This is a genomic window from Streptomyces sp. NPDC049970 (assembly GCF_040660235.1).
Classification (GTDB): domain Bacteria; phylum Actinomycetota; class Actinomycetes; order Streptomycetales; family Streptomycetaceae; genus Streptomyces.
The window spans coordinates 74,753-101,362 of the sequence record NZ_JBFALP010000012.1 but is presented as its reverse complement, the minus strand read 5'-3'; the positions used below and the strand labels follow the sequence as shown (position 1 = coordinate 101,362).

The window sequence follows — 26,610 nt, the reverse complement described above, 5'->3', positions numbered from 1 at the left end:
CACTACGACTGACCTGAGAGCATAGATGCGGATTCAACGAAGCGGAGAAGACGATGCCGGACAGCGGCGTGGGCCGGGCCCAGCAGGAACAGCACGAGTACATACCGGCCATCGACAGCGCCGCACCAGGCCCCTCCGCCACCGTCGCACGGCGGGTCGGACTCCTGGTCACCCTGGTCCTGGGCGGGCTCACCGCCCTGCCGCCCCTGTCCATGGACATGTACCTCCCGGCGCTGCCCGCGGTCACCGACTCGCTGCACGCGCCGGCCGCCACCGTCCAGCTCACCCTGACCGCCTGCCTCACCGGCATGGCGCTCGGCCAGCTCGTGGTCGGCCCCATGAGCGACCGCTGGGGCCGGCGCAAGCCGCTGCTCATCGGCATGGTCGTCTACGTCGTCGCCACCGCGATCTGCGCCCTCGCCCCCACCGCGGAACTCCTCATCGGCTTCCGCCTGCTACAGGGCCTGGCCGGCGCCGCGGGCATCGTGATCTCGCGGGCCGTCGTACGCGACCTCTACGACGGCATCGAGATGGCCCGGTTCTTCTCCACCCTGATGCTGATCTCCGGAGTCGCCCCGGTCATCGCGCCGGTGATCGGCGGCCAGGTGCTCCGATTCACCGACTGGCGGGGCATCTTCGTCGTCCTCGTCGCCGTCGGGGTGGCCCTCACCCTCGTCGTCTGGAAGTTCCTCCACGAGACCCTCCCGCCGGCGGAGCGGCACACCGGCGGCGTCCCGGACGCCCTGCGCACCATGCGGGGGCTGCTCGCCGACCGCGTGTTCACCGGCTACATGATCGCGGGCAGCCTCGCCTTCGCCGCGCTCTTCGCCTATGTGAGCGCGTCCCCCTTCGTCGTCCAGGAGATCTACGGGGCCTCGCCGCAGACCTTCAGCCTGCTCTTCGGCGTCAACTCCATCGGGCTGATCGCCGTCGGCCAGATCAACGGCAAGGTGCTGGTGGGGCGGATCAGCCTGGACAAGGCGCTCGGTTTCGGGCTGGCGGTCATCTCCCTCGCCGCGGTCGCCCTGCTGCTGATGACCTCCGGAGTCTTCGGTGACGTCGGACTGCTCCCGGTCGCCGCCGGGCTCTTCGTCCTCATGTCCTGCATGGGGCTGGCGATGCCCAACACCAACTCCCAGGCCCTGATGCGTACCCGGCACGCGGCCGGTTCGGCCTCCGCGCTGCTGGGGACCTCACAGTTCCTCATCGGTGCCATCGCCTCACCGCTCGTCGGCATCGCGGGCGAGAAGACCGCCGTGCCCATGGCCGTGGTGCAGGTGGTCTGCGCCCTGTCCGCCATGGCCTGCTTCCTCCTGCTGTGCCGCCCGTGGCGCAACGGCGACGCCCCCGCGTAGCAACCTGCCCGGACCGGGAGGCAGTTCGCCTCCGCAGCCGTTTCGTCCCGGCCGTGTGCCGGGACACCGGGCTGCGGGACCGGGTCCCGCAGCGCCTACAATTCGGCGGTGAACGCCACCCTCCCCACCGCGGAAGCCCTGCGCGCCGCCCTGGCCGCACTGCTCGACGGGCTGCCGCCGACGCAGGCCGCACAGGCGGTCGACCGGCTGATCGCCAGCTACCGCGGGACCACCCCCACCGACGCCCCGGTGCTCCGGGACCGCTCCGACGTCGCCGCGTACGCCGCGTACCGGATGCCCGCGACCTTCGAGGCCGTACGGTCCTGCCTCGACGCGCTCCGCGGGGCCGCGCCCGACTGGGCACCCGCCACCCACACGGACGTCGGGGGCGGCACGGGTGCGGCGAGCTGGGCGGTCGCCGGGGCGTGGGACGGCCCGCGGACGACGGTCCTGGACTGGGCCGAGCCGGCCCTCACCCTCGGCCGTGAGCTGGCCGAGGCCTCCGGGATCCCCGGGCTGCGCGCCGCCGTCTGGCAGCGGGCGAGGATCGGCACGGCGCTCGACCTCGCGCCCACCGACCTGGTGACCGTCTCGTACGTGCTCAAGGAGCTCAGGCCCGAGGACCGGGTCGTGCTGGTGGACGCGGCGGCCGCGGCCGCGCAGGCCGTGGTCGTCGTCGAGCCCGGCACCCCCGACGGCTACGCCCGTGTCATCGAGGCCCGCGACCGGTTGATCGCCGCCGGGCTGAGCGTCGCCGCGCCCTGCCCGCACGACGGCGCCTGCCCGATCGAGCCCGGCACGGACTGGTGCCACTTCTCGGCGCGGGTCAGCCGCTCGTCCCTGCACCGCCAGGTCAAGGGCGGCTCACTCAGCCACGAGGACGAGAAGTTCAGCTACGTGGTCGCGACGCGCTTCCCCACCACGCCGGTGTCCGCCCGGGTCACCCGCAGGCCGCAGATCCGCAAGGGCCAGGTGCTGCTGGAGCTCTGCACCCGTGAGGACGGGCTGGGCCGTGCCACGGTCACCAAGCGGCACGGCGCGCTCTACCGTGCCGCCCGGGACACCGCGTGGGGCGATGCCTGGCCGCCGCCGGACCAGACGGACGAGCGGCCCTGACCCCAGGACCTACGGCCGCAGCTCCTGGGTGCAGCACTTCACGCTGCCGCCGCCCTTGAGCAGCTCGCCGAGGTCCATCGGCACCGGCTCGAAGCCCCGGTCCCGCAGCGGATCGAGGAGCCCCACGGCCCCTTGCGGAAGCAGCACGTGGAGCCCGTCGCTCACCGCGTTGAGCCCGAACGCCGCGGCGTCCGCCTCCTGGGCGATCAGCGCTTCGGGGAAGAGCCGGGCCAGCACGGAGCGGCTGCCGGGCGAGAAGGCCCCGGGGTAGTACATGATCTCGTCGGCCGCGTCGTCGAGCACCGACAGGGCCGTGTCCAGGTGGTAGTAGCGCGGGTCCACCAGGTCCAGGCCGATCACCGGGCGCCCGAAGAACTCCTGCGCCTCGTCGTGGGAGAGCGGACTCGACCGGAAGCCGCGCCCGGCCAGGATGTACGACGAGGTCACCGCGAAGTCGCCCTCGCCCTCGTTGACGTGGGCCGGTTCGTGGATCTCGGTGAAGCCGTTGGACCGGAACCACTCACGGTGCGCCCCGGCCTCGGCGTACCGCTCGCGGTAGGCGAACAGCGCGCCGAGCACGCGTCCGTCGACCACCGTCGCGCCGTTGGCGGCGAACACCATGTCGGGCAGGTCCGGGTGCGGGGTGAGGAGCTCGACGGTGTGGCCGAGCGCCCGGTAGCGGTCGCGCAGGTCCTCCCACTGGGTGTTGGCCAGGGGCAGGTCCACGGGCTTGGACGGGTCCATCCACGGGTTGATGGAGTACGTGACCTCGAAGTGGGCCGGGGCGCACATCAGGTAGCGACGAGGGGTGGCGTCACGGGTCAATGCAGGCTCCTACGAACGGCGGCCGAGGCCGCGGAACGGCGGGATACGCACGGGGTGTGTGCGTGAGCTCATGGTGCGCCCCCGACGGGCCGTTGCGCTGTGATCCGTTCGGGTGGTTCACATGGGCCGACGGGGTGGTTCACAAGACGATACGTGTCGGACCGCGGGCCTCTAGGCTGGCCGGATGTCACCTCACAAGGCCCCCGACGCCGGCCGCCGCAGCGACCGCTCCCGCCGCGCGATCCACGACGCCGCGCTCGCCCTGGTCGGCGAGACGGGCTACGCGAGGACGACGATCGAGGGAATCGCCGCGCGCGCCGGGGTCGGCAAGCAGACCATCTACCGCTGGTGGCCCTCCAAGGCGGCCGTGCTCATGGAGGCGTTCCTCGACATGACCGCCCGGCAGGCGGCGGAGGCGGGCGGCCCGGGGGAGGCCGGCGAGCACGGCATTCCGGACACCGGGGACCTGGCGGCCGACCTCAGGACGGTCCTGCGGGCCACCGTGGACGAGCTGAACGACCCCGCGACCGAGGCGCCCACCCGCGCGCTGACGGCCGAGGGTGTGGTCGATCCGGTGCTGGGCGCCCAGTTCGTCGAGAACCTGCTCGAACCCCAGCTCCGGTTGTATGTCACACGCCTCCGCTCCGCCCAGGAGGCCGGAGACGTCCGAGCGGACGTCGATCCGCGCGTCGCCCTGGAGCTCCTGGTCGCCCCGCTCACCCACCGCTGGCTGCTCAGGACCCTTCCCCTGACCCACGAGTACGCGGACGCCGTGGTCGACCACGCCCTGCGGGGACTCACCCCCAGGGCCTGAGAGGGCCACCGGTTTCGTGATGTTCGCCACGAACCCGTCCGCCCCCGCACGGTTGTCCGGGCACCCCGCTCGGCGACTCTGGCCACCCGGGGAGCAGGATGGTGCGACCATGGTGAGGTAACCGCTGAGGTGAGGGGATAGATGGGCGCCGATTCCGGCCGCTATCGCGGCACAGAGGGCAGGATTTCCCAGTGGCTGCGCAGGCGGCCGAAACCACAGCCGGGAGCCGACGACGCGGCCAGGCTGGCGCTGCTCCTGGCCGTCGCCGAGGCGGGGATGCCCATCGCGCCCGCCGCGTACCCGTCCGGATACCGATGTTCGTGCGAACGCGTCGGCTGTCCGACCCCCGCGCGGCACCCCGTCTCGTTCGCATGGCAGACGCAGGCCACGACGGACAGCGCCCAGATCGAGCTCTGGGCGGCCGGCCAGCCGCTGGCCAACTTCATCACCGCGACCGGTCTCACCCACGACGTACTCGACGTCCCCTTCTCCGCCGGGCAGTCCGCCCTGGAGCGGCTCACCGCCGCCGGCATCGACGTGGGCCCGGTGGCACAGTCCGGCACCGACCGGATGCTCTTCTTCAGTGCCACCCGCGGCACCCCCGACGACGAGGACGAGTGGTGGCCGTGCGAGCTGGACTGCCACCCCGAGACCATGGACGAGCATCCGGGGCTGCGCTGGCACTGCCGCGGCAGCTACGTCCTCCTGCCGCCCGCACGGCTCCCCGGTGAGCTGGACGTGCACTGGATCCGCGGCCCCGAGCACCCGCTGCCCGATCCGCTGACCCTGCTGGAGACGCTCACCGACGCCTGCGCCCGGTACGCGCACACGGCCGACGAGAGCGACCTCGACCACGACTCGGTGGCCTGGCCGCTCAGCCGCTGACGTCCCCGCCGGCTCCGGGGTCCGCCCCCGGTTCCGGTGGTCAGGACGTCCCGGTGGTCAGGACCCCTCCGCCGCGACCAGTCCCGGCAGCCTGTTCAGCACGCGCACCCTGCCGTCCGTGGCCCCACCGTCCCCCGCGCCCCTCTTCGGGACGTAGACCAGCTGACTGGAGACCCGCTCCTTGGTGAGGGTGCTCTTCACCTCGCCGGTCAGCAGCGCCCGCACGTCGTCCGAGACCGCCGGGCGCAGCCCCTCGGCCGCCGTCTGCCGTTCGAAGTGCCTGCTGCTGAAGAAGACCAGCGCCCCGCCGTCCTCCGTCGTCAGACCCAGCGGCGCGAACGTCCCGGAATCCAGGGCCTGGTCGACGTACTGGAACGAGAACCCCGCCTTGCGGGTGTTCTTGCGCGCGTCCCGCCAGCCCGAGGTCGTCACACCCGGAGCGAAGATGTCCGGTGCGCCCTTCTGGAGGTAGCCGGTGTACGTGGTGCTGAGCTCGGCCGGAGGCGTGGCCAGCGTGGCATCGGTGTCCGCGGCGGGCACGGGCTGCGCCCACCCGTCGGCGTCCTTGCGGAACTTCGGCAGCGCGGACGGTGCCACGACCGCGAGGTAGGCGACCTTCCACGGCGCGTCGGCCCCGGTGCGGACGAACGCCAGCAGCCACCGGGTGTCCAGCTTCCCGCCGTCCTGGTCGCGGTTGGAGTCGGTGTCCGCGACGAACCAGCGCGGCCAGCCCGCCTTGGCGGGAATGGTGTACGTGGCGTCGCTGAGCTCCAGCGGCTTGTGGGCCGCGTTGCCGTCCGGGTTGTTCTTGCGCCGCGCTGTCAGACCCGCCTGGTTGATGGCACCCAGCGAACCGGTCACCCGGTCCTCGTCCAGCGCCGGATCGTACGCCTCGTCCGCCCTGTTGTACGCGACGGTGAAGTCCGCCAGGGCCTTCGCGGCCTCAGCCCTCGTCGCCCCCGGCACGACTTCCAGTTCGCCGTGCACCGTCACGCAGCCGCTCGCCGTCACGCTCAGCACCGTCGCCGTCGCGAGCCCCGCCGCCAGTCGACCCAGCCTTGTCATCCGTTGCCTTCTGCGCCTTCTGATCCGTCGTCCGCACTGACCGCCTGAACCCTACCGGGGCGAGGAACAGCGCGAGCGTGGGGATGAGATAGAGCGCCCACACCGTGACCTGAAGGACGGTCGGGTCCGCCTGGAAGTTGAGGACGCCCTTGAGCAGCGTGCCGTACCAGCTGTCCGGCGGAATCGTGCTGGTGACGTCGAACGCCTTGTCGCCCAGGCCGCCCAGGAAGCGCGCCTCCTGGAGGTCGTGGACGCCGTAGGCGAGCACACCCGCCGCCACGACCACGAGCATGCCGCCCGTCCAGGTGAAGAACCTGGACAGGTTGATCCTCAGCGCGCCCCGGTAGAACAGCCAGCTCAGCGCGATCGCCGTGGCGATGCCCAGCAGCACCCCGACCAGCGGCGACGAGGAACCCTCGCCGCTCGCCCGCACCGACGCCCACACGAACAGCGCGGTCTCCAGGCCCTCACGGCCCACCGCCAGGAAGGCCGTCGCCACCAGTGCGCCGGTCCCCATCGCGAGGGCGGAGTCGAGCCTGTCGTGCAGCTCCCTCCTCAGGTGCCGCGCGGTACGCCGCATCCAGAACACCATCCAGGTCACCAGCCCGACGGCGATGATCGACAGCGAACCGCCCAGCGCCTCCTGCGCCTCGAACGTCAGCTCCTGGGAACCGAACTCGAGCGCGGCCCCGAAGGCCAGCGAGATGGTGCAGGCGATGGCGATGCCGGCCCACACCGGGCGCAGTGCGTCGCGGCGTCCGGTCTTGACCAGGTAGGCGACGAGGATGCAGACGACCAGGCCCGCCTCCAGCCCCTCGCGCAGGCCGATCAGATAGTTGCCGAACATGCCGGTCCCTCCACGGTGTCGGTCATGAGAACAGGGCCCGGCCCCACCAGTCGTCCTTGTCGCGGACGCCCGGCGGGACGGCGAAGACCGCCGAACCCACGTGCTGGATGTACTCGTTGAGCGCGTCGGACGCCGCGAGGCTGCGCTGCACCGGGATGAAGCCCGTACGGACGTCCCGCTGGTAGGCGAGGAAGAACAGGCCCGCGTCCAGCCTGCCCAGTCCGTCCGTACCGTCGGTGAAGGAGTAGCCGCGGCGCAGGATCGTCGCCCCGCTGTTGGTGTCCGGGTGGGCGAGGCGCACGTGCGCGGTCGGCAGCATGGCCTTGAGGAACGGCTCGTCGCGCTCCTTGGCCTTGCCGACCGGCGCACCCTCGCCCTTGTCCCGCCCGAAGATGTCCTCCTGCTCACGCAGCGGCGCGCGGTCCCAGGTCTCGATGTGCATCCGGATACGCCGTGCGACCAGGTACGAACCGCCGGCCATCCACCCGGAGCCGTCGGCCCACACGTGCTTCTTCAGGGCGGCCCCGTCCGTACCCGCGATGTTCCGGGTGCCGTCCTTGAAACCCATCATGTTGCGCGGGGTCTGGGCGCCGGGAGTCGTCGAGGACGTCTTCCCGAAACCCAGCTGCGACCAGCGGATCGCGGTGCGCCCCATGCCGATCCTGGCGAGGTTGCGGATGGCGTGCACCGCGACCTGGGGGTCGTCCGCGCACGCCTGGACGCACAGGTCGCCTCCGCTGCGCGTGGGGTCGAGGTTGTCGCCGGGGAACTTCGGCAGGTCGACCAGCGCTTCGGGCCGCAGGTCCTCCAGCCCGAAGCGGTCCGCGGCGAACAGGGACGGGCCGAAGCCCAGGGTGAGGGTGAGCCGGGACGGCCTGAGCCCCAGCGCCTCGCCCGTGTCGTCCGGCGGCGCCTCCTCCGGGCCCCCGTACGCCCCCTCGCCCACGGTCCGCCCGGCCGTCATCCGCTCGGCGGCCCGCGTCCACTCCTTGAGCAGCGCGACCAGCTCGGCCCGGTCCTTCGTCGTCACGTCGAACGAGGCGAAGTGCAGCCTGTCCTGGACGGGGGTGGCGATGCCGGCCTGGTGCGCCCCGTGGAACGGCACCGCGGCCCCGCTGTCCGACGCCGGTCGGGCACTCTCGCCGGAGCGCACCGCGGCGACCGTGCCGCCGGCCGCGGCGGCGCCGAGCGCCAGCCCGGCACCGCCCCAGCCGAGCAGCGCGCGGCGCGACGGCGCGGCGGTGCCGCCGGTGTCCGTGCCCTCGGCGTCCCGGGTGTTCCCGGTCTCCCCGGTGCTTCCGCTCATGTGCTCGGCTCCCGCTACTTCGTGACCGCGGCGGCCAGCTTGGACAGCGGCTCGGCGAGCGCGTTGACCGCGTCGGAGAGCTCCTTGCGGTCCGCCTTGCCGACCTTGTCGTACGAGGTGAAGTCGTAGGAGGCCTTGTCCGAGCGGTACTTGTCCAGCAGCGTGTTCAGTGCCGCGAACTGCTTGTCCAGGGAGGCGGTCAGCGCGGCGTCGTTCTTCGACGCGATCGGCTTGAGGAGCGTGTAGGACTGCTCCGCGCCCTCGACGTTCGCCTTGAAGTCGACGAGGTCGGTGTGGCTGTAGCGCTCCTCCTCACCGGTGACCTTGCCGGTGGCGACCTCGTCGAGGAGTTCCTTCGCGCCGTTGGCCATCGAGGTCGGGGTGATGTCCGCCCGGCCGACCCGCTTCTGCCAGTCCAGCAGGTCCTTGTGGAGGGTGGGCGCGAGGGCCTTCTCCTCGGCGCCCAGCTTCCCGTCCTGCCACAGCGCCTTCTCCAGGCGGTGCCAGCCGGTCCACTTCTGGCCGTCCTCCAGGCCGTCCTCGCGGACGTCGACCTTCGGGTCGATGTCACCGAAGGACTCGGCGACCGGCTCGGTGCGCTCCCAGCCGATCCTGGAACCGGCGTACGCCTTCTTCGCCGCCTCCACGTCGCCCGCCGCCACGGCGTCGGTGAAGACCTTCACCTTGGGCAGCGTCTCGTCGGCCTGCGCCTGCACGTAGTCGCGGTAGCCGGCGACGGCCTTGTCCATCTCGGGGCTTCGCGCGGCGGCCTTCCCGCCGGTCACCTCGACGGTTTGGCGGATGCCCTTGCCCTTCATGCCGGGCTTGCAGGCGATCTCGTACGTGCCGGCCTTGATCTCGGCGGTGATCTTCGCCTTGGTGCCCGGGCCGATGTTCTCGCGCTCGGTGACGATCCGGTCGTCCGGGAAGAGGACGTAGACCTCGGTGACCTTGGACCCCTTGTTCTCCACGGCGAGTTCGACGTGGCCGGCCGGGATCTTCGTCGACGACACGTCGCAGGAGTCGTCCTTGGCGACCACCTGGACGGCGCCGTCGCTCTTGCCGTCGCTCTTCTCGGCGCAGCCCGTGACTGCGGTCAGGGCGGCCACCGTGGCGACAGCGGTGACGACGGAGGAACGAAGGGCTCGCATGCGGGGCTCCACAAGGGTGAAAGAGCGGGGAGGTGGTGCGGACGAATACAAGGTGAGGCGGGCCTAACTTAACCGTGCCTTACCTTGCCGATAACCGTCGTTCGCGTGATTCAGCTCTCACTCGGCCGGGTCGGAAACGCCCCGGTCACGGTGGCCTCATGGAAAACCCACAGAAAGGTCAAGGGGAGGTCAAGCAAGCCTTTTCGGTACGACGAGCGGCACGCCGGTCCGCGGGTGGGGGAACACCTCGACCGGCTGCCGGTACACCTCGCCGAGCAAGGCGTCGGTGAACACCTCGGCGGGCGGCCCGGCCGCCGCGATCGCACCGCCGCGCAGCACCACGGCCCGGTCGGCGTACGCGGCGGCGAGCCCCAGATCGTGCAGCACCACGACCACCGCGTCTCCGGCTGCCGCCCGTTCGCGGCAGATCCGCAGCACCAGTTCCTGGTGGCGGAGGTCCAGGGCGGCCGTCGGCTCGTCCAGGAGCAGCAGCGGGGCGCGCTGCGCCAGCACCCGGGCCAGGGCGACCCTGGCACGCTCGCCGCCGGACAGGGCGGAGAACGGGCGGGCGGCGAACTCCGCCACCTCCGTCGCCTCCATGGCAGCCGCGACCGAGGCGTCGTCCTCGCCCTCGCGGGACGTGCCCGCCCAGGGTGCCCGGCCCATCCGTACGACGTCCTCGACCGGGAACGGGAAGGCGAGGGCGGCGGCCTGGGGCAGCACGGCCCGGCGCAGCGCGAGTTCGGCCGCGGACCACCCGGCGACCGGGCGGCCGTCGACGCGCACCTCGCCGCTGTCCGCGGGCAGGTCCGCGGCGAGCGCCGCGAGCAGCGTCGACTTCCCGGCGCCGTTCGGCCCGACCAGGGCCAGCACCTCACCCGCCCGGACGGTCAGCTCCACGGAGTCGAGGACCGGCCGCCCGCCGAGCCGGACACCCAGCCCGGCCGCCTCGGCTACAGGGGTGCCGACGGCCGCGCGGGAGGGCAGCTCCCGGCTGCGGGCCGCGCGCAGTGCCTTGAACGGATTCACGCCCAACCTCCCTGCCTGCGACGGGTCCTGCGGAGCAGCCAGAAGAAGAACGGGCTGCCGAAGAGCGCGGTCAGCACACCGAGCGGCAGCTCGGCCGGGGCGGCCACGGTGCGTGCCGCGAGATCGCCCGCCACCAGCACCAGCGCGCCGCCGAGCGCGCTGCCGGGCACCAGGAAGCGGTGCCCGGGGCCGTTCGCCATCCGCAGCAGGTGCGGGACGAGCAGCCCGACGAACGAGATGATCCCGGCGACGGCGACCGCGGCGGCGGTCAGCAGAGCCACGACGAGTACGAGGACGATCCGCAGCCGTTCCACGTCGACGCCCAGATGCCGGGCCGGGCGTTCGCCGAGCGCCAGCAGGTCCAGCCGCCTGGCGTGGAAGGGGGCGACGAGCAGTCCGAGTACCGCGCACGGCAGTACGGCGAGGACCTTCGGCCACGTCGCCTGGGCCAGCGAGCCGAGCTGCCAGAACGTGATCTGGGTGATCTGGGCGTTGTCCGCGAAGAAGATGAACAGGCCGATCAGGGCGCCCGCGAAGGCATTCACGGCGATGCCGGTGAGGATCAGCGTGACGACCTCGGTCCGGCCGCCGGAGCGGGAGAGCGCGTAGACCAGCAGGACCGTGGCGAGACCGGAGGCGAACGCGCAGACGGTGATCGTCCAGTTGCCGAAGAAGGTCAGCCCGAGCGCGATGGAGGCGACCGCGCCGACCGCCGCACCCGAGGAGATCCCGATGACCCCGGGCTCCGCCAGCGGATTGCCGAACACCCCCTGCATCAGCGCCCCGGCGCAGCCCAGCGAGGCGCCGACGAGCACGGCGAGGACGACCCTCGGCAGCCGTACGTTCCACAGGACGCTCTCGCCGACCCGGTCCAGCGGCTGTCCGCCCAGGCCGACGCGGTGCTGGACCGAGGAGAGGACGTCGCCGAGCGGAATGCCGTACGCGCCGAGCCCCGCCGAGAGCAGGCAGCAGGCGAGGGCCGCGCCGGCCAGGGCGGCCGTGAGGACGAAGGTCCTGCCGCGCCTGGCGCGTACCTTCCCGGCGCTCGCCGTGGGTTCGTCGCAGGAGGTGGCGGTCACTTCTTCCCGCCGCCGTCCGGGTAGAGCTGCTCGACCAGTTCGGCAAGCACCCGGTCGGTGCGGGGCCCGTAGTTCAGGAGGACCCCGTCGTCGACGGAGACGATGCGGCGGTCCATTCCGGCCGGTGTCTCGGCGACCCCGGGGATCCGTACCAGCCCGTCGACGCCGCCCACCGAATCGAGCCCCTTGCTCATGACGAGGATCGCGTCCGGCGCGGCCTTCGCGAGGGCTTCGGCGGTGATCGCGGTGAAGTCCTTCGTCAGTCCGGAGGCCTTCCCCGCGTCGACCGCCCCCGCCGCTTCGAGCAGGGAGCTCGCGCCCGACTCCCGTCCGCCCAGCAGGTACACGGAGGCGGAGCCGCGCAGGTAGAGGAACGCGACACGCGGCCCGCCGCCCTCGGGCCGAGGAGGGATTCCCTTCCGGACGGCGGCGATACGGGACTCCGTGCGCGCTTCGAGCTCGTCCCCGGCGGACGGCACGCCGAGGGCCGCCGCCACGGTGCCGGTCCGGCGGCCCACGTCGGCGAGTTCCTTGGCCGGTTCGACGACGACGAGCGCGATTCCCGCGTCACGGATCTGGGCGACGGCCTCCGCGGGGCCGGTCGTGGTGTCCGCCAGGACGACCGTCGGCCGCAGTGCGAGCACGCTCTCGGCCGAGACGTCGTGGGCGCGGGTGACCACCGGCAGCCTCTCGGCCTGTTCGAAGGTCGCCGTGATGTCGCGGGCCACCACCTGCTTCCCGAAGCCGAGCGTGAAGACGATCTCGCTGAGCGAGCCGGTGAGCGGAATGATCCGGTCGGCTGACGTGACGGTGACGTCCGTGCCGTCGGCCGAGTGGACGGTGACGGGCAGGCGCGGCGAGGGTGCGGCGGCCAGCGGCTCGACGACGTCCGCCGCGGCGGTCGGTGTCGCTCCGTCACCGACCGCCGGGGCCGGCGCCTCCGTGCCGCCGCAGCCGGTCAGGGTGGCCAGCGCCAGCGCCAGCGCGGCGGCCGACGTCCCGGGTCCACCGGTGCGCCGGCGCACGGCTCTTCGGACCGCCGCGGCGGAGTACTGGGGCAATCGCACGGGTGCACCGTCCTGGGGTGTCGCGGAAGCGGAGTGGCGGATGGGGTTCCGGCACACGATGGGTTTAGCTTAGGTTAGCCTTACCTCACTTTCCAGCCCTGGGGGTTCCCGTGCCGCCGTCCGTCTCCACCCGCCCGCTCGCCGTCGCGCTTCTCGCGGTGCTGCTCGGAGCCCTGCTCCCGGCCACGGCCGCGCATGCGGCGAACCTCACGGTGCAGGGCGGCCGACTGGACTGGGGCATCAAGTCCTCCTTCCAGAGCTATGTCACCGGGCCCGTCGCCCAAGGCAGTTGGAGCCTCACCGGCGGAGCCGCGACAGTCGGCGGAAGCCAGTTCCGCTTCCACTCCGCGACGGGCTCCTACGACCCCGCGAGCGGCGCCTTCCGGGCCGGCTTCTCCGGCGGGGTCCACTTCGTCGGCCACAAGCAGGCAGGCGGCGGCAACCAGCTCGACCTCACCATCAGCCGTCCCACCGTCCGCATCTCCGGAGGCACCGGAACCCTCCACGCCGACATGGTCAGCAAGGACCGGGGGAGCGGCCGGGTCACCACCTCGGCACAGGTCCCGCTCGCCACCCTCGGCCTCTCCGGGATCGACATGACGGGCGGATCCACCCCTGTCGCCCTCGACAACGTCCCGGCGACGCTGACCTCGCAGGGCGCGAGCGCCTTCGCCGGCTACTACTCGGCCGGTACGCCCCTGGACCCGGTCAGCCTCTCCGTCGACACGACGGGCCCGGCCACGGCGAAGCCGGAGAAGTCCGCGGCGCCCTTGCCCTCGGCCTCCGTGCCGGAGAAGAAGGAGAGCGCGGGCCGTTTCGAGGACGCCGCCGTGGACTGGGGGGTGCGCCGCACCTTCCGCGAGTACGTCACCGGCTCCATCGGCCGCGGCAGGTGGACCCTGGCGGACGGCGCCCAGGACGGCGGGGCGGTCTTCCGTTTCCCGCAGGGCAAGGGCAGCTACGACCTGGGGAGGCGGAAGCTGAACGCCTCCTTCGCCGGCGGCGTCCACTTCACCGGGGCGGGCGGGCTGGACCTCGAACTCGCAGGGTTCACCGCCCGGGTGGCCTCGGGCCGGGGCACGCTGCTGGCGGACGTCACCACCGGGGGCAGCACCCGCGAGGACGTCCCGCTCGTCACCTTCCCCGCGAAGGGCCTCACCCCGGAGGGCGGGCTCGCCGTCCTCACCGAGGTCCCCACGACGCTCACCGCCGACGGCGCCGAGGCCTTCGGCTCCCTCTACCGGGCCGGTACCGCTATGGACCCGGTCTCCCTCGCCGTCGCCGTCGACGCGAAGGCACAACTGCCCGCGCTGCCGGACCTGGGCAGCGGGGCCGAGCTGTCGAGGACCCCGTCGGCCAGGCCGGCCGGGACCCCCGCCACCCGGCCCGCCGCGGCCGGGTCCGGCTCCCGTACCGCTCTCGCCGTCGGGGGCGGGGCCGTGCTGCTCGCCGCCGTCGCCGCAGGGCTGCTCGTGGCCCGTCGCCGACGTACGGCGAACAACAGCTGAACCACCTCTCCTCTCTCTCCCATCACTTGAATCACCAGGAGTCACAGCAATGGCAGCAACCCGCCGCCCCATAGCCCTCGCCGCAGCCGTCGCCACCGCTGCCGCCCTCGGCGCCACCCTCGCCCTGCCCGCGCTCGCGGCCGACAACACGGCCGCCGCCGCCCCCGCCGCCACCACGGAGTTGACGGACGGCACGCTGGAATGGGGCTTCAAGGAGTCGTTCCGCAGATACATCGGCGGCGCGGGGAAGATCACAGTCGGAGACGGCGCCACGCGGGCGGCCGGGAACGGCGCCTTCACCTTCGGCAACGGCAAGGGCACCTACGACACCACCACCCACGCCACCGACACCGCGTTCGACGGCAGCGTCAACTTCAACGCCCACGGCGGCGTACTCGACATCACGCTCTCGGACGTCAAGGTCTCGACGAGCGGCACCACCGGTGCCATCACCGTCGACCTGAAGACCCCGGAAGGCACTTCGGACGACGTCGAGTTGGCCCGGCTCGACCTGTCGTCGGTCCGCCCGGGCCAAGGCGAGGGCGGCGCCATGGTCTTCAAGGACATCCCCGCGAAGCTGACGAAGACCGGGGCGGCGGCCTTCAACGGCATGTACGCGGAAGGGGAGGCGCTCGACCCGGCCACGCTCTCCGTCAAGGCCGTCACCGCACCCCCGACCGAGGAGCCGACGAAGGAGCCGACGAAGGAACCGTCCGAGGAGCCCACCGACAAGCCGACCGGAGAGCCCACCGCCGCGCCCACCGCCGTGCCCACCGGAAAGCCGACCTCGCCCGCTCCCACCACGTCCGCCACCACCCCGGCGGCCGACCGGGGCGCACTGGCCGACGGCACCCTTGACTGGGGCGTCAAGGAGTCCTTCCGCTCGTACGTCACCGGCCCCATCGCCAACGGCAGGGTCGAGACGACCGGCGGCGCCACGGCCTCGGGCGACGGCTACCGCTTCCCCGACGCGACCGGCAGGTTCGACGCCGACGAGCAGACCCTGGAAGCCGGGTTCGACGGCAAGGTCCGCTTCCTCGGCCACAAGGAAGGCGACGCCTACACCCTCGACCTGTCGCTCACCGGACTCGAAGTGAAGGTGAGGGGCGGCGCCGGCACGCTGGTCGCCGACGTCTCGGCCAAGGACCGTGAGACCGAGAAGGTCACCACCTACACCGATCTCGCCGTCGCCGACCTGAAGCTCCCCGGAGGCGAACTCGCAGCGAAGGACGGTGTCGTGACCCTCCCGGCCGTGCCGGCCACTCTGACCGCCGACGGCACGAAGGCGTTCGGCGGCATGTACACAAAGGGAACCCCGCTCGACGCCCTGACCGTCTCCGTCGCTCTCGACGAGGACGCCGAACTCCCCGCCACCACCGGCGGATCGGGGACCACCGGCGGCAGCGGATCCACCACCGGTGGCAGCGGCACGGTCGGCGGCGGCGGCACCGTGGGCGGCTCCGCCTCCCTCGCCTCCACCGGCTCCGGCGTCCCGACCGGCGCACTGCTCGCGGCCTCCGGCGTCGTTGTGGCGGCCGGCGCCGGAGTGGTGATCGCGGCACGCCGTCGCCGTACCGTCTGATCCCCGTCCCCGCGGCACCAGGGCCGCACCGGCGCTCCATGCCGGTGCGGCCCCGTGGCGTGCCGGGGCACGGGCGGTGCTTGAATGCCTGGGTGAACGACTTCGACGTACCCGAGGGCATCGACGTACTGCGTGTGTTCTGCGGACCGGACGGCCGGCACGGCAACGCGCTCGGGGTCGTACGGGACGGACGCGAGTACCCCGACGACGAGTCCCGCCAGGCGCTCGCCCGGAAGCTCGGATTCGGCGAGACCGTGTTCGTGGACGACCCCGAGCGAGGCACCGTCGACATCCGGACACCGGAACTGCGCCTGCCGTTCGCCGGGCATCCGCTCGTCGGCGCGGCCTGGCTGCTCGACCTGGAGGTCCTGGAGATGCCGGTCGGGGACGTGGTCACCCGTCAGGACGGCGAGTTCACCTGGATCGCGGCCCGTCCCGAGTGGGCGCCGCCGAGGACGCTGGAGCGGTACGCGTCGGTCGCGGAGGTCGAGGCGCTGACCGGGCCGCCGCCCGGCGAGGGCCGGCTCTACGTCTGGGCCTGGGAGGACGAGGCGGCCGGCCGCGTGCGGGCGCGGGCCTTCCAGCGGGGCCATGACGAGTGCGGCGACAGCCGCTCAGGTGGGGCCGGGGTCTGCGCCGGGGGCGTCGAGAGCAAGACCGTCGATGAGGGCAAGGACGAGGACGAGGCGACCGGTGCCGCGGCCATGCTGCTGAGCGCCGAACTCGGCCGGGCGCTCAACATCACTCAGGGCCGGGGCTCCCAGATCCTCACCGCGCCCGCCCCGGACGGCATGGTGGAGATCGGCGGACGTGTCCTTCTGGCGGTCGCGTCCTGACCGGGGCGTCGGCGGCCGGCGTCACGCGCCGAGCGGGAAGACCTCGCCCAGCTCGCGGAAGACGGCGGTGTTCAGCGCGAAGGCGTGCTTGCACTCGTCGATGATGCGCTGCTTCTCCAGGTCGTCGGCGTTCACCGCGTCCAGCAGCTCGCGGTACTCCCGCTTGAAGGCGGCGGGGTTGGATATCTGCTCGAAGACGTAGAACCGCACCCCGTCGCCCTTGCGCTCGAAGCCCCAGGTCCGCTCCGCCGTGCCGCGGATGATCTGGCCGCCCGAGAGGTCGCCGAGGTAGCGGGTGTAGTGGTGCGCTATGTACCCGGCCGGCCACTCCCGCGCGCACTGGGCGACCCGCGCCGCGTAGGCGGCGGTGGCGGGCAGCGGCTGCAGCCCCTCGCGCCAGCCCGCGCCGCGGAGGTGGGCGAGGTCGCGCTCCAGTTCGGCGGCGCGCATCAGCTCCGGCTGGATGAAGGGGCCGGCGACCGGGTCCTCGCGCAGGGTCTGCGCACCGTCCTCCAGTGCCCGGTAGACGAACCACAACTGCTCGGTGTAGCGCGCGTACGCGTCGACGCCGAGCCCTCCGCCCAGCATGTCGCTCATGAAGGTCGAGGTCTCCGCCTCGGTGTGCTGCTCGTGCGAGGCGGTGCGGATGAGCGTGGAGAAGGGTGTGGTGGTGACGGTCGAGTCCAAGGCGGGCCTCCGGGGACCGAGGGGACGGGGAAGTCCGGGCGGATGTGTACATACCGGCGTCAGTTGCACGCGCCACCGCACGCCGATAGCCTGATCCTCCTACTTAGGCTTACCTAAGTCAACGGGTTCCCGACTGTCTGTCGGTAAAAGTGTCCGCCGACGGAGACGCCCGCCGGGCGCGGGTGTCCGCCGTGGTGAAGCGGGACCCTACGGAAGGGTCAGGATGTCCGCACCGGTCCCGGTGACCACCAGGGTGTGCTCGAACTGCGCGGTCCGCTTCCGGTCCTTCGTCACCACGGTCCAGCCGTCGTCCCACATGTCGTAGTCGTGGGTCCCGAGCGTGAGCATCGGTTCGATGGTGAACGTCATCCCCGGCTCCATCACGGTCGTCGCGTGCGGGCTGTCGTAGTGCGGGATGATCAGGCCGGAGTGGAACGAGGAGTTGATCCCGTGCCCGGTGAAGTCCCGCACCACGCCGTAGCCGAACCGCTTCGCGTACGACTCGATGACGCGCCCGATCACGTTGATCTGCCGTCCGGGCCGCACCGCCTTGATCGCGCGGTTCAGCGACTCCCGGGTGCGCTCCACCAGGAGCCGCGACTCCTCGTCGACGTCGCCGCAGAGGTAGGTGGCGTTGTTGTCGCCGTGCACCCCGTCGATGTACGCCGTGACGTCGAGGTTCACGATGTCCCCGTCGCGCAGCATCGTGGAGTCGGGGATGCCGTGGCAGATGACCTCGTTGAGCGAGGAGCAGAGCGACTTCGGGAAGCCGCGGTAGCCGAGGGTCGACGGGTACGCCCCGTGGTCGACCATGAACTCGTGCGCGACCCGGTCGAGTTCGTCGGTGGTGACCCCGGGGGCGATGTGCCTGGCGGCTTCCTCCATCGCCTGGGCCGCGATCCGGCCCGCGATCCGCATGCGCTCCACCGTGTCGGAGTCCTGGACCTCGGGCCCGGTGTACGGCGTGGGGGCGGGCTTGCCCACGTACTCGGGGCGCCGGATCCTTCCGGGCACGGAGCGGACGGGAGTGATCTCCCCTGGTGCGAGAAGCGACTGGCCAGACATGTCAGCGAGTCTAACCAGCACACTCGGGGCACCATGGCATCGAGGAAAGGATCCGTCGATGGCCCTGTTCAAGAAGCGCACGGTGGGCAAACCGGGCGAATGGTACTACTGCCTGGAACACAAGAAGGTCGAGGAAGGGCCCGAGTGCCCGGCCAAGGACCGCTTCGGCCCGTACACCTCCCGCGAGGAGGCGCAGCACGCGATGGACACGGCGCGTGAGCGGAACCTCGAGTGGGAGAACGACCCGAAGTGGCACGACCGCTCGGACAGGCCGACGGGCGAGACCCCGGACTGAGGCTGTCCCCCGGGCCGTTCGGCGGGTACGGGCCCCGGGACGGGAGTCCGGCCCGGGGCCCCATCGCGCCGCGGGCAGGGGCCCGTGTTCCCGCGGGCATCCGGGCCGGGGGCGGGCCCCCGGTCACCACCGCTCCGGTGGAGGCGCGGTCAGCTGGTCCGCCAGCCGGGAGAGCCGGTCGCGGAAGGTGCGGCGGCCCCGGGGCGACGGGGCGCCGTTCTCCCCGGCCGCCGCACTCACCAGGTGCTGCACGGTGTCCAGGTCCACCTCGTCGTCGGCCGAGACGGTGAGCGCCTCGTGGGCCAGGCCCCGCACCTCCTGGTCGCCGCCGTCCAGCGCGAGCACCGTCGCCCCCGCGCGCCGCGCGTCGTGCACGCGTTCCAACAGGCCGTCGTCCGGTCGTCCGGGCGCCACCACGAGCAGCGTCTCGCCACGCCCGGCCGCCTCGATCCGGCCGAGTCCGACGGCCAGGTGCACCGGATCGTCCGGCTCCACCCGGTGGCGTACGAGGGTGGGCCGAAGCTGGGGAAGACCCGACCAGGTGGACTCGTCCACCAGGTGCGCGGCCATGTGCCACGGCTCGTACACCTCGGTCCCCACCAGCAGCAGCCCGCCGTCCCGCGGGACGACCGACGACCGCAGGGTCCGGGCGAACCCGCGGGCCGCCGCGGGCCACTCGGTCCCGGCGAGCACCTCACGCAGCAGGGCGACACGTACGGCATCCATGGCCCGGCATCATGCCGCCGCGCCGGCCCCCGTGGCAGCCCGATCGCCGTAATGCACCCGAACGGGAGCCCCGGCACCTCGCGGGAGGGCCGGCCTACCTGGCAGTAGGGTCGGCGCCATGACTACGAATGACAGTGGCAGCGCCCCCAAGCCCCCCGCGAAGGACCCCTGGGACCTCCCCGACGTGTCCGGTCTCACCGTCGGCGTACTCGGTGGGACCGGCCCCCAGGGCCGCGGCCTCGCCTACCGCTTCGCCCGCGCCGGGCAGAAGGTCGTCATCGGCTCGCGTGCCGCCGACCGGGCCGAGGCGGCCGCCGCCGAGCTGGGCCACGGCGTCGAGGGCGCGGACAACGCGGAGTGCGCGCGCCGCAGCGACATCGTGATCGTCGCCGTGCCGTGGGACGGCCACGCCGGGACGCTCGAGTCGCTCCGCGAGGAACTCGCCGGAAAGCTCGTCGTCGACTGCGTGAACCCGCTGGGCTTCGACAAGAAGGGCGCCTACGCCCTGAAGCCCGAGGAGGGCAGCGCCGCCGAGCAGGCCGCCGCCCTGCTGCCCGACTCCAGGGTCACCGCGGCCTTCCACCACCTCTCGGCGGTCCTCCTCCAGGACGAGGCGATCGAGGAGATCGACACCGACGTGATGGTGCTGGGCGAGGCGCGCGCCGACACCGACACCGTGCAGGCCCTCGCGAGCCGCGTCCCCGGCATGCGCGGCGTCTTCGCCGGCCGGCTGCGCAACGCGCACCAGGTCGAGTCGCTGGTGGCGAACCTCATCTCGGTCAACCGCCGCTACAAGGCACACGCGGGGCTGCGCACCACCGACGTGTGAGCCCGTGCCCGGAGCCGGGACGGGCATGAGGGACACTGGACGGGACCGCGCGCCATCCCCTGACAGGAGCACCAGCCCTCATGCCCCGCCTCGCTCTCTATGCCGGCATCGTCTGCGTCCTCGCCGTGGTCGCGGCCGTCGTGTCCTTCGCCGAGGGCAGCCTCCTCGGGATCGTCTGGGTCCTGCTGGCCGGCCTCTCCTCGAACATGGCGTGGTTCTACCTGCGCAGGCACAAGGCCGAGACCCGCACGGAGCCCGCCGCGCGGTAGCGGTCCACCGCGTCAGCGGATCATCGCGCAGCCCTGGTCCTGGTCGCCGAACCACTCCTGCCAGAAGCGGTAGGTGTCGAGCCCGCAGTACGTCTCGACCTCGCTGACCCCCAGGCCTCGCAGCAGCGCGTCCACCGCGTCGAAGAAGACCCCGTTGACCTCGGGGATCCACAGGAGCGCGAAGACCGCGATCAGCCCGAACGGCGCGAACGGCTCCACCTGGCGGCGGATTCCGTGCGACAGCCAGGGCTCGATCACGCCGTAGCCGTCGAGACCCGGGACCGGCAGGAAGTTCAGGATCGCCGCCGTCACCTGGAGCAGCGCCAGGAACGCCAGCGCGAACCGGAAGGACAGCGGGACGCCGTCGAGCGCGCCCAGCCAGAACGGCGCCGTGCAGACGACCGCGAACAGCACGTTCGTCAGGGGGCCGGCCGCGGAGATCAGGCTGTGCTTCCAGCGCCCGCGGATGCGCCCCCGCTCGATGTAGACCGCCCCGCCCGGCAGACCGATGCCGCCCATGATGACGAAGAGCACGGGCAGCACGATGCTCAGCAGCGCATGGGTGTACTTGAGCGGATTGAGCGTCAGATAGCCCTTCGCCCCGATCGAGATGTCGCCGCTGTGCAGCGCGGTGCGCGCGTGGGCGTACTCGTGGAGGCAGAGCGAGACGACCCAGGCCGCAGTGACGAACAGGAAGACCGCGAAACCGGTCTGCTCGGCGAAGTCCGTCCACACCGCCCAGCCCGAGACGGCCATGACGGCGACGATCCCGAGGAAGATCGGACTGACCCGCCGGTCGCTGGGACGGCGGAACGCGGTGGTCATCTGCGGCACTCCTGGGGGCTGGACGGCTGTTGAGGCCCCCGACCTTACGGGTGGCAGGGCGAGAACGTCCCACGGCAGGGTGGTGGTTCCACGGAGCACGGGGTCGTCACGGACAATGGGCCCGTGCACTACGGCATCCTCGGTACCACTCGCGCCCTGCGCGCCGACGGCACGCCCGTCGCCCTCGGCGGGGCGCGGCTGCGCGCCCTGCTCACCGTGCTCGCCCTGCGCCCCGGGCGTACGGTCCCGGCCGTGGTGCTCGTCGACGAGGTGTGGGACGGCGACCCGCCCGCCGACGCCCCGGGCGCCCTGCAGGCGCTCGTGGGCCGGCTCAGGAGGGCGCTCGGCCGGGACGCGGTCGAATCCGCGGAGAACGGCTACCGCCTCGCCGCCGATCCGGACGCCGTGGACCTGCACCGCTTCGAGCGGCTCGCGGGGGAGGGGGCCCGGGCGCTGGAGGACGGCGAGGCGGTGCGGGCCCTCGCGGCCCTCGACGACGCGCTCGCCCTGTGGCGCGGGCCCGCCCTCGCCGACCTGCCGGACCGTGCCGTGGCGGGCGCCCGCTGGGAGGCCAGGCGCCTGGACGTGCGCCGGACCCGGATCGAGGCCGTCCTCGCACAGCACCGGCCCGACGACGTACTGCCCGAGCTCGCCGGACTCTGCGCCGACCACCCGCTGGACGAGCCCCTGCAGGCCCTCCGCATCAAGGCGCTGCGGGACGCCGGGCGCACCGCGCAGGCGCTCACGGCGTACGACGAGGTGCGCACCCTGCTCGCCGGCCGGCTCGGCACCGATCCCGGCCCCGCACTGCGCGGCCTGTACCAGGGGCTGCTCCGCCAGGACCCGCCCGCCCCGGCCCCCGCTCCCGTCGCCCGCCCCGTGCGGCGGGGCAATCTGCGCGCCAGGCTCACCAGCTTCGTCGGGCGCGAGGCGGACATCGCCGACCTGCGCGAGGACCTGACCCGGGCCCGCCTGGTCACCCTCCTCGGACCCGGCGGTGCGGGCAAGACCAGGCTGTCCCAGGAGGCGGCGGAATCCGCGGATCCGGCCGCCTGGCCCGACGGCGTATGGCTGGCGGAGCTCGCGCCCGTCGACGATCCCGAGGCGGTGCCCGAGGCGGTCCTCACCGCGCTCGGCGGCCGTGAGACCGTGCTGCGCGGGGCGGGCGCCGAGGAGCTCCGGGCGGCGGAGCGGGGCGCGGGCGAACCGCTCGCCCGGCTCACCGAGCACTGTTCCGGGCGCCGCATGCTGCTGCTCCTGGACAACTGCGAGCACCTCGTCGAAGCGGCCGCGGCCCTCGCCGACCACCTGCTGGCCCGCTGCCCCGGGCTCACCGTCCTCGCCACCAGCCGTGAACCCCTCGGCGTACCGGGTGAGTTCGTGCGGCCGGTCGACCCGCTGCCCGACCCGATGGCGCTGCGCCTGCTCGCCGACCGCGGGGCCGCCGCACTGTCCGGCTTCCGGGCCGACGCGGACGAGCGGACCGCGGCGGCCTGCGCCGAGATCTGCCGACGCCTCGACGGGCTTCCGCTCGCGATCGAACTCGCCGCCGCCCGGCTGCGCATGCTCACCGCCCGCCAGATCGCAGACCGCCTCGACGACCGCTTCCGCCTGCTGACCAGCGGCAGTCGCACCGTGCTGCCGCGCCAGCAGACCCTGCGGGCGGTCGTCGACTGGTCCTGGGACCTGCTGGACGAGGACGAACGCACCGCCCTGCGCCGGCTGGCGGTCTTCTCCGGCGGCTGCACCCTGGCCGCCGCCGAGGTGGTCTGCGCGGACCGGCCGCGGGACGCCTACGACGTCGCCGGGGCTCTCGGCTCGCTCGTCGACAAGTCCCTCGTCGTCGCGGCCCCCGCCGCGGACGGCCGGATGCGCTACCGCCTCCTGGAGACCGTCGGCGAGTACGCCGCCGAACGCCTCGACGAGGCGGGGGAGCGGGACGCCGTCGAACGGCGGCACCTCGCCTTCTACCGGGAGCTGGTCCGCACGACCGACCCCGAACTCCGCGGCGCCGGACAGCTCGCCGCCCTCGAACTGCTCCAGCGCGAGTACGAGAACCTGCGCACGGCGCTGCGGCACGCCGTCGCCGCTCGCGACGAGCAGGAGTCGCTCAGCATGGTGCTCTCGCTCGCGTGGTACTGGCAGATGCGTGATCTGCGCGGCGACGCCCTGCACTGGGCCGAAGCCGCCGCCGCGCTCGGCCCCGACCCGTTCGGCGCGACCGCGGGTGCCGCGCCCTCGCTGACCGAACGGTGCACCGACGCGCCGCCGCCGATGCGCCCCGAACTGCTCCTGGAGGCGCGGCGCCAGGTGGCGTTGATCCAGATGGCCAGCCTGGACCACGCGATGGACGTCTGGGCCGACGAGGCAGGCATGGCACGCCTGCGGGTCATCGCCGCCACCTACCGGGCCGGCCAGCCGCAGACCTGCCGCAGCCCCGGTCTGCTCTGGCTGTTCGCCGTCATGCTCACCGGTGACGTCGCGGACCCGCGCGGCCTGCTGGACGAGACGGTGGGCGCCGCACGGGAGCTCGGATACGACTGGGAGCTGGCCGCCGTGCTCCAGATGCGTGCCAACGTGCTGGCCAACCGGCCCGACCGGGCGGACGCCGCGCACGGGGACGCCGACGAGAGCCTGGAGATCTTCCGCCGGCTCGGCGACGACTGGGGTGCGGCGGAGGCGCTCTCCTCGCGCGGTGAGGCCAACGAGAAGAAGGGCGACCACGCTCGTGCGGCCGAGGACTACCAGGCCGCGATCGGCTATGCGGAGCGGCTCGGTGCCCGGGCCCAGGTGCTGGTGCTCCGCACCCGGTACGCCTCCGCGCTGGTCGAGCTCGGCCGTGGCGCGGAGGGCGAGGTGATCCTCCGTGAGGTGCTCGTCGAGGGGCGCCGCTCGGGGCACGAGGCGACGGCGTTCGCCCGGTTCTTCCTGGCCATGTGGCTGGGCATGTCCGGCCGTACCGTCGAGGCCCGTGAGCAACTCGCCGTGCTGCAAGATGACTTCGGGGCCTCGTCCGTGGGGTTCTTCGAGGCGTTCGTGCTGGGTGGCCTGGCTCGGCTGGACAACCAGGAGGGGCGGTACGCGGACGCCCTGGCCCGGAGCCGGGAGGCGCTCGCACGGGCCGACGACCGGTTGTCGCAGATGGTGGCGCCGCAGATGAGCGTGCTCCACCTGGTCACCGCGGCGCGGGCGCTCGGCGGGCTCGGCGGTGAGCGCCGGGCCGCCCTCGCGGCGCGGCTGCTGGGCGCCGTACGCGCGCTGCTGCCCGACGAGCACGTGCCGACGTCGATGGAGCGGGACGACTACGCCGTGGCCGAGGAACTGGCCCGCGGCGTCCTCGGGGACGCCGGCTACGCGGCCGCGTACGCCGAGGGCGGTGGCCTCTCCCAGGAGGAGGCCACCGCCCTCTTCGACGCACACCGGGACTGAGGCCCGCGGATCACGGCCGGCCGGGGTCCGCGGCCTCCTCCGTCAGGACTTCTTGCGGAACCTGGACACCGCCAGCGGTGCCATCACCGCGGTGATGAGCACGGTCCAGCCGAGCGTCACCCAGACCGAGTGGGCGAGCGGGCCGCCCATCATCAGGGCGCGGGCGGCGTCGGCCAGGTTGGACAGCGGGTTGTAGTCGGTGAAGGTCTGGAGCCAGCCGGGCATGGTGCCGGTCGGCGCGAAGATGGACGAACCGAACTGCAGCGGCATGAGCACGAGCATCCCCGTCCCCTGGACCGCCTGAGCCGTCTTCATGGTCAGTCCGAGCAGGATGAAGATCCACATGATCGCGGCGCCGAACGCGGCCGACAGGGCGATCGCCCCGACCAGCCCCAGCACGGACTCCTGGAGCTCCATGCCGAGCGCGAAGCCCATGCCCAGCAGGATCAGCGTGGCCACCATCATCCGGCCGAGCTCGACCACGATCTTCGCGATGAGCACCGAGGAGCGGGCGATCGGCATCGTGCGGAACCGGTCCATGACCCCCTTGCGGAAGTCGTCGTTGACACCGGACCCGACCGCCATGGCGATGTTCATGCCCATCATCGCCATCAGGCCCGGGATCAGGTAGTTGAGGTACTCCTGCCGGCCGCCGCCCATGCTGCTGCCGACCGAACCGCCGAAGACGTAGACGAACAGCAGCGTGAAGACGATCGGCATCAGGAGCGCGTCGAACATCGACTCCGGATCCTTCTTGATCTGGAGCAGGTTGCGCCGCACCAGTGCCCCGATGTGCCGCAGGTTGTTCCGCAGGCCGATCCGGCCCTCGTCGTGGAGCTTCGCGGCCGGTGCGGACGCGGCCGGGCCGGTGGGGGTGGGCGTCAGAGTCGTCGTGCTCATGCCGCGACCTCCTGGGGGCTCGTGGCGGTGGTGGTGGTCTTGTCACCGGTGATGGCGAGGAACACCTCGTCCAGACTGGGCAGCGCGGTGGCGACATGGGCGAGCGCGAAGCCCCGGGTACCGAGCAGGCCGATCACCGCGGTCAGCTGCTCGTCGCTGAGGATCGGTACGTAGAGCAGTCCCTCGTCCGGAACCGCCTGGGCGCCCGCGACGCCGTCGAGTCCGGTCTCCCGCAGCGCCTGCGCCATCGCGGCCAGTTCGGCCGGGTCGGAGGGACGGATCTGCAGTGTGCGGCCGCCGACCTTGGCCTTGAGCTCGTCCACCCCGCCCCGGGCGATGATCTTTCCGTGGTCGATGACGGTGAGCTCGTCGGCGAGCTGTTCGGCCTCTTCCATGTACTGGGTGGTGAGCAGCACGGTCGCCCCCTCGGCGACCATCCGCTGCACCTCGTCCCAGACCTCGTTGCGGGTACGGGGGTCGAGGCCCGTCGTCGGCTCGTCCAGGTAGAGGACGGCCGGGCTGCCGATCATCGATGCGGCCAGGTCCAGTCGGCGCCGCATGCCGCCCGAGTAGTCCATCGCGGCCTTCTTGGCGGCGTCGGTGAGCGAGAAGCGCTCCAGCAGTTCGTCGGCGCGGGAGCGCGCCTTCTTGCGCGGCAGGTCGAGCAGCCGTCCGATCATGTAGAGGTTCTCCCAGCCGGAGAGCTTCTCGTCGACCGAGGCGTACTGCCCGGTCAGGCCTATGGTGCGGCGCAGCTGCCGGGGCTGCTTCACCACGTCGTAGCCCGCCACGACCGCGTGCCCGGCGTCGGGCAGGATCAGGGTGGACAGGCAGCGTACGAGGGTGGTCTTCCCGGCGCCGTTGGGGCCCAGCACGCCGAGGACGGTGCCTTCGCGTACGTCGAGGTCCACACCGTCCAGTGCCTTGGTCTCGCCGTAGTGCTTGACCAGCCCCCGCACCTCGACGGCGTTCCTGCCGCCCCTGAGGTTCTTGTCGATTTGCGTCATGGGCACCATCAGACCAGCCCGCACCGACAAGTCACCGACATGTCGCTGACAGAGCGCCCACGGCAGGCGACAGCCCGCCGATGGGGGAAGTCGGCGGGCTGTCGGTGGTGCGG

General features: G+C 72.6%; 25 protein-coding genes. 11 read left to right on the top strand and 14 right to left on the bottom strand.

Translation table 11 applies throughout. The annotated features are described in order from the left end of the window. Positions 1–53 precede the first annotated feature (53 nt). Both AB0I83_RS21395 and AB0I83_RS21390 read left to right on the top strand, forming a co-directional pair. Positions 54–1,355 carry a multidrug effflux MFS transporter gene (locus AB0I83_RS21395; RefSeq protein ID WP_363305745.1) on the top strand — a complete coding sequence of 434 codons (1,302 nt, stop codon included), beginning with the start codon at positions 54–56 and terminating at the stop codon, positions 1,353–1,355. Positions 1,356–1,463: 108 nt separating this feature from the next. Beyond that, entirely contained in the window at positions 1,464–2,471 is a 1,008-nt protein-coding gene (locus AB0I83_RS21390; RefSeq protein ID WP_363305744.1) for a small ribosomal subunit Rsm22 family protein, read from the top strand. 9 nt (positions 2,472–2,480) lie between these two features. On the opposite strand, the gene ddaH is transcribed toward AB0I83_RS21390, so the two are convergent. Then, positions 2,481–3,296, bottom strand: a complete 816-nt coding sequence (gene ddaH, locus AB0I83_RS21385; protein WP_363305743.1) for a dimethylargininase — start codon at positions 3,294–3,296, stop codon at positions 2,481–2,483. A gap of 184 nt (positions 3,297–3,480) precedes the next feature. On the opposite strand from ddaH, the gene AB0I83_RS21380 reads away from it, so the two are divergent. Both AB0I83_RS21380 and AB0I83_RS21375 read left to right on the top strand, forming a co-directional pair. Then, positions 3,481–4,110 (top strand): TetR/AcrR family transcriptional regulator, encoded by a 630-nt coding sequence (locus tag AB0I83_RS21380; protein ID WP_363305742.1) that lies wholly within the window; start codon positions 3,481–3,483, stop codon positions 4,108–4,110. A gap of 141 nt (positions 4,111–4,251) precedes the next feature. Next, positions 4,252–4,995 carry a bifunctional DNA primase/polymerase gene (locus tag AB0I83_RS21375; protein WP_363305741.1) on the top strand — a complete coding sequence of 248 codons (744 nt, stop codon included), beginning with the start codon at positions 4,252–4,254 and terminating at the stop codon, positions 4,993–4,995. A 57-nt stretch (positions 4,996–5,052) separates the two neighbouring features. On the opposite strand, the gene AB0I83_RS21370 is transcribed toward AB0I83_RS21375, so the two are convergent. The 7 genes from AB0I83_RS21370 to AB0I83_RS21340 all read right to left on the bottom strand — a co-directional run bounded on the left by AB0I83_RS21370 (position 5,053) and on the right by AB0I83_RS21340 (position 12,539). Beyond that, positions 5,053–6,051, bottom strand: coding sequence for a hypothetical protein (locus AB0I83_RS21370; RefSeq protein WP_363305807.1), 999 nt, complete (start codon positions 6,049–6,051; stop codon positions 5,053–5,055). Next, positions 5,939–6,907 (bottom strand): iron uptake transporter permease EfeU, encoded by a 969-nt coding sequence (efeU, locus tag AB0I83_RS21365; protein WP_363305740.1) that lies wholly within the window; start codon positions 6,905–6,907, stop codon positions 5,939–5,941. The genes AB0I83_RS21370 and efeU overlap by 113 nt, the downstream gene beginning before the upstream one ends. Before the next feature lie 22 nt (positions 6,908–6,929). After that, complete coding sequence (gene efeB / locus AB0I83_RS21360) at positions 6,930–8,213, bottom strand: iron uptake transporter deferrochelatase/peroxidase subunit (protein ID WP_363305739.1); 1,284 nt, start codon at positions 8,211–8,213, stop codon at positions 6,930–6,932. A 14-nt stretch (positions 8,214–8,227) separates the two neighbouring features. After that, complete coding sequence (efeO, locus tag AB0I83_RS21355) at positions 8,228–9,364, bottom strand: iron uptake system protein EfeO (protein ID WP_356533181.1); 1,137 nt, start codon at positions 9,362–9,364, stop codon at positions 8,228–8,230. A 189-nt stretch (positions 9,365–9,553) separates the two neighbouring features. Then, positions 9,554–10,393 carry a heme ABC transporter ATP-binding protein gene (locus AB0I83_RS21350; RefSeq protein WP_363305737.1) on the bottom strand — a complete coding sequence of 280 codons (840 nt, stop codon included), beginning with the start codon at positions 10,391–10,393 and terminating at the stop codon, positions 9,554–9,556. Continuing rightward, positions 10,390–11,472: an iron ABC transporter permease gene (locus AB0I83_RS21345; RefSeq protein ID WP_363305736.1), complete on the bottom strand. Its 1,083-nt coding sequence runs from the start codon at positions 11,470–11,472 to the stop codon at positions 10,390–10,392. The genes AB0I83_RS21350 and AB0I83_RS21345 overlap by 4 nt, the downstream gene beginning before the upstream one ends. Continuing rightward, positions 11,469–12,539 (bottom strand): ABC transporter substrate-binding protein, encoded by a 1,071-nt coding sequence (locus tag AB0I83_RS21340; RefSeq protein ID WP_363305735.1) that lies wholly within the window; start codon positions 12,537–12,539, stop codon positions 11,469–11,471. The genes AB0I83_RS21345 and AB0I83_RS21340 overlap by 4 nt, the downstream gene beginning before the upstream one ends. A gap of 110 nt (positions 12,540–12,649) precedes the next feature. On the opposite strand from AB0I83_RS21340, the gene AB0I83_RS21335 reads away from it, so the two are divergent. The 3 genes from AB0I83_RS21335 to AB0I83_RS21325 all read left to right on the top strand — a co-directional run bounded on the left by AB0I83_RS21335 (position 12,650) and on the right by AB0I83_RS21325 (position 16,465). Continuing rightward, positions 12,650–14,047 (top strand): HtaA domain-containing protein, encoded by a 1,398-nt coding sequence (locus tag AB0I83_RS21335; protein ID WP_363305734.1) that lies wholly within the window; start codon positions 12,650–12,652, stop codon positions 14,045–14,047. 49 nt (positions 14,048–14,096) lie between these two features. Next, a complete protein-coding gene (locus AB0I83_RS21330) occupies positions 14,097–15,629 on the top strand; it encodes an HtaA domain-containing protein (RefSeq protein WP_363305733.1) in 1,533 nt (510 codons plus the stop codon). Positions 15,630–15,721: 92 nt separating this feature from the next. Then, positions 15,722–16,465, top strand: coding sequence for a PhzF family phenazine biosynthesis protein (locus AB0I83_RS21325; RefSeq protein WP_363305732.1), 744 nt, complete (start codon positions 15,722–15,724; stop codon positions 16,463–16,465). 21 nt (positions 16,466–16,486) lie between these two features. Here the strand turns inward: AB0I83_RS21325 and AB0I83_RS21320 are convergent, their stop codons facing one another. Both AB0I83_RS21320 and map read right to left on the bottom strand, forming a co-directional pair. Beyond that, positions 16,487–17,152 carry a biliverdin-producing heme oxygenase gene (locus tag AB0I83_RS21320; protein WP_363305731.1) on the bottom strand — a complete coding sequence of 222 codons (666 nt, stop codon included), beginning with the start codon at positions 17,150–17,152 and terminating at the stop codon, positions 16,487–16,489. A 207-nt stretch (positions 17,153–17,359) separates the two neighbouring features. Further along, on the bottom strand, positions 17,360–18,217 hold the full coding sequence (gene map, locus AB0I83_RS21315; RefSeq protein WP_363305730.1) for a type I methionyl aminopeptidase: 858 nt from the start codon (positions 18,215–18,217) through the stop codon (positions 17,360–17,362). A 58-nt stretch (positions 18,218–18,275) separates the two neighbouring features. Between map and AB0I83_RS21310 the strand changes: the two genes are divergently transcribed. Beyond that, on the top strand, positions 18,276–18,512 hold the full coding sequence (locus AB0I83_RS21310; protein WP_356533166.1) for a hypothetical protein: 237 nt from the start codon (positions 18,276–18,278) through the stop codon (positions 18,510–18,512). 123 nt (positions 18,513–18,635) lie between these two features. Here AB0I83_RS21310 and AB0I83_RS21305 read toward each other — a convergent pair whose 3' ends face one another. Continuing rightward, a complete protein-coding gene (locus AB0I83_RS21305; protein ID WP_356533165.1) occupies positions 18,636–19,238 on the bottom strand; it encodes a hypothetical protein in 603 nt (200 codons plus the stop codon). A gap of 118 nt (positions 19,239–19,356) precedes the next feature. Between AB0I83_RS21305 and npdG the strand changes: the two genes are divergently transcribed. Both npdG and AB0I83_RS21295 read left to right on the top strand, forming a co-directional pair. After that, entirely contained in the window at positions 19,357–20,067 is a 711-nt protein-coding gene (gene npdG / locus AB0I83_RS21300) for an NADPH-dependent F420 reductase (RefSeq protein ID WP_363305729.1), read from the top strand. 80 nt (positions 20,068–20,147) lie between these two features. Further along, on the top strand, positions 20,148–20,336 hold the full coding sequence (locus AB0I83_RS21295; protein ID WP_363305728.1) for a hypothetical protein: 189 nt from the start codon (positions 20,148–20,150) through the stop codon (positions 20,334–20,336). Positions 20,337–20,348: 12 nt separating this feature from the next. Here AB0I83_RS21295 and AB0I83_RS21290 read toward each other — a convergent pair whose 3' ends face one another. Next, positions 20,349–21,161: a site-2 protease family protein gene (locus AB0I83_RS21290; RefSeq protein ID WP_363305727.1), complete on the bottom strand. Its 813-nt coding sequence runs from the start codon at positions 21,159–21,161 to the stop codon at positions 20,349–20,351. Positions 21,162–21,284: 123 nt separating this feature from the next. Here AB0I83_RS21290 and AB0I83_RS21285 point away from each other — a divergent pair, with 123 nt between their 5' ends. Continuing rightward, on the top strand, positions 21,285–24,590 hold the full coding sequence (locus tag AB0I83_RS21285) for a BTAD domain-containing putative transcriptional regulator (protein ID WP_363305726.1): 3,306 nt from the start codon (positions 21,285–21,287) through the stop codon (positions 24,588–24,590). Positions 24,591–24,632: 42 nt separating this feature from the next. Here the strand turns inward: AB0I83_RS21285 and AB0I83_RS21280 are convergent, their stop codons facing one another. Together AB0I83_RS21280 and AB0I83_RS21275 are read right to left on the bottom strand one after the other, a co-directional pair. Further along, entirely contained in the window at positions 24,633–25,490 is an 858-nt protein-coding gene (locus AB0I83_RS21280; RefSeq protein ID WP_356533159.1) for an ABC transporter permease, read from the bottom strand. Further along, a complete protein-coding gene (locus tag AB0I83_RS21275; RefSeq protein WP_363305725.1) occupies positions 25,487–26,506 on the bottom strand; it encodes an ATP-binding cassette domain-containing protein in 1,020 nt (339 codons plus the stop codon). The genes AB0I83_RS21280 and AB0I83_RS21275 overlap by 4 nt, the downstream gene beginning before the upstream one ends. Between the last annotated feature and the right edge of the window lie 104 nt (positions 26,507–26,610).

Coding starts and splice junctions, on each gene's coding strand:
- AB0I83_RS21380 (WP_363305742.1), top strand. CDS start 3,481: ATGTCACCTCACAAGGCCCCCGACGCCGGCCGCCGCAGCGACCGCTCC.
- AB0I83_RS21375 (WP_363305741.1), top strand. CDS start 4,252: ATGGGCGCCGATTCCGGCCGCTATCGCGGCACAGAGGGCAGGATTTCC.
- efeO (WP_356533181.1), bottom strand. CDS start 9,364: ATGCGAGCCCTTCGTTCCTCCGTCGTCACCGCTGTCGCCACGGTGGCC.
- AB0I83_RS21305 (WP_356533165.1), bottom strand. CDS start 19,238: ATGGATGCCGTACGTGTCGCCCTGCTGCGTGAGGTGCTCGCCGGGACC.
- efeB (WP_363305739.1), bottom strand. CDS start 8,213: ATGAGCGGAAGCACCGGGGAGACCGGGAACACCCGGGACGCCGAGGGC.
- map (WP_363305730.1), bottom strand. CDS start 18,217: ATGTCTGGCCAGTCGCTTCTCGCACCAGGGGAGATCACTCCCGTCCGC.
- AB0I83_RS21330 (WP_363305733.1), top strand. CDS start 14,097: ATGGCAGCAACCCGCCGCCCCATAGCCCTCGCCGCAGCCGTCGCCACC.
- npdG (WP_363305729.1), top strand. CDS start 19,357: ATGACTACGAATGACAGTGGCAGCGCCCCCAAGCCCCCCGCGAAGGAC.
- AB0I83_RS21295 (WP_363305728.1), top strand. CDS start 20,148: ATGCCCCGCCTCGCTCTCTATGCCGGCATCGTCTGCGTCCTCGCCGTG.
- AB0I83_RS21290 (WP_363305727.1), bottom strand. CDS start 21,161: ATGACCACCGCGTTCCGCCGTCCCAGCGACCGGCGGGTCAGTCCGATC.
- AB0I83_RS21280 (WP_356533159.1), bottom strand. CDS start 25,490: ATGAGCACGACGACTCTGACGCCCACCCCCACCGGCCCGGCCGCGTCC.
- AB0I83_RS21275 (WP_363305725.1), bottom strand. CDS start 26,506: ATGGTGCCCATGACGCAAATCGACAAGAACCTCAGGGGCGGCAGGAAC.
- efeU (WP_363305740.1), bottom strand. CDS start 6,907: ATGTTCGGCAACTATCTGATCGGCCTGCGCGAGGGGCTGGAGGCGGGC.
- AB0I83_RS21395 (WP_363305745.1), top strand. CDS start 54: ATGCCGGACAGCGGCGTGGGCCGGGCCCAGCAGGAACAGCACGAGTAC.
- AB0I83_RS21310 (WP_356533166.1), top strand. CDS start 18,276: ATGGCCCTGTTCAAGAAGCGCACGGTGGGCAAACCGGGCGAATGGTAC.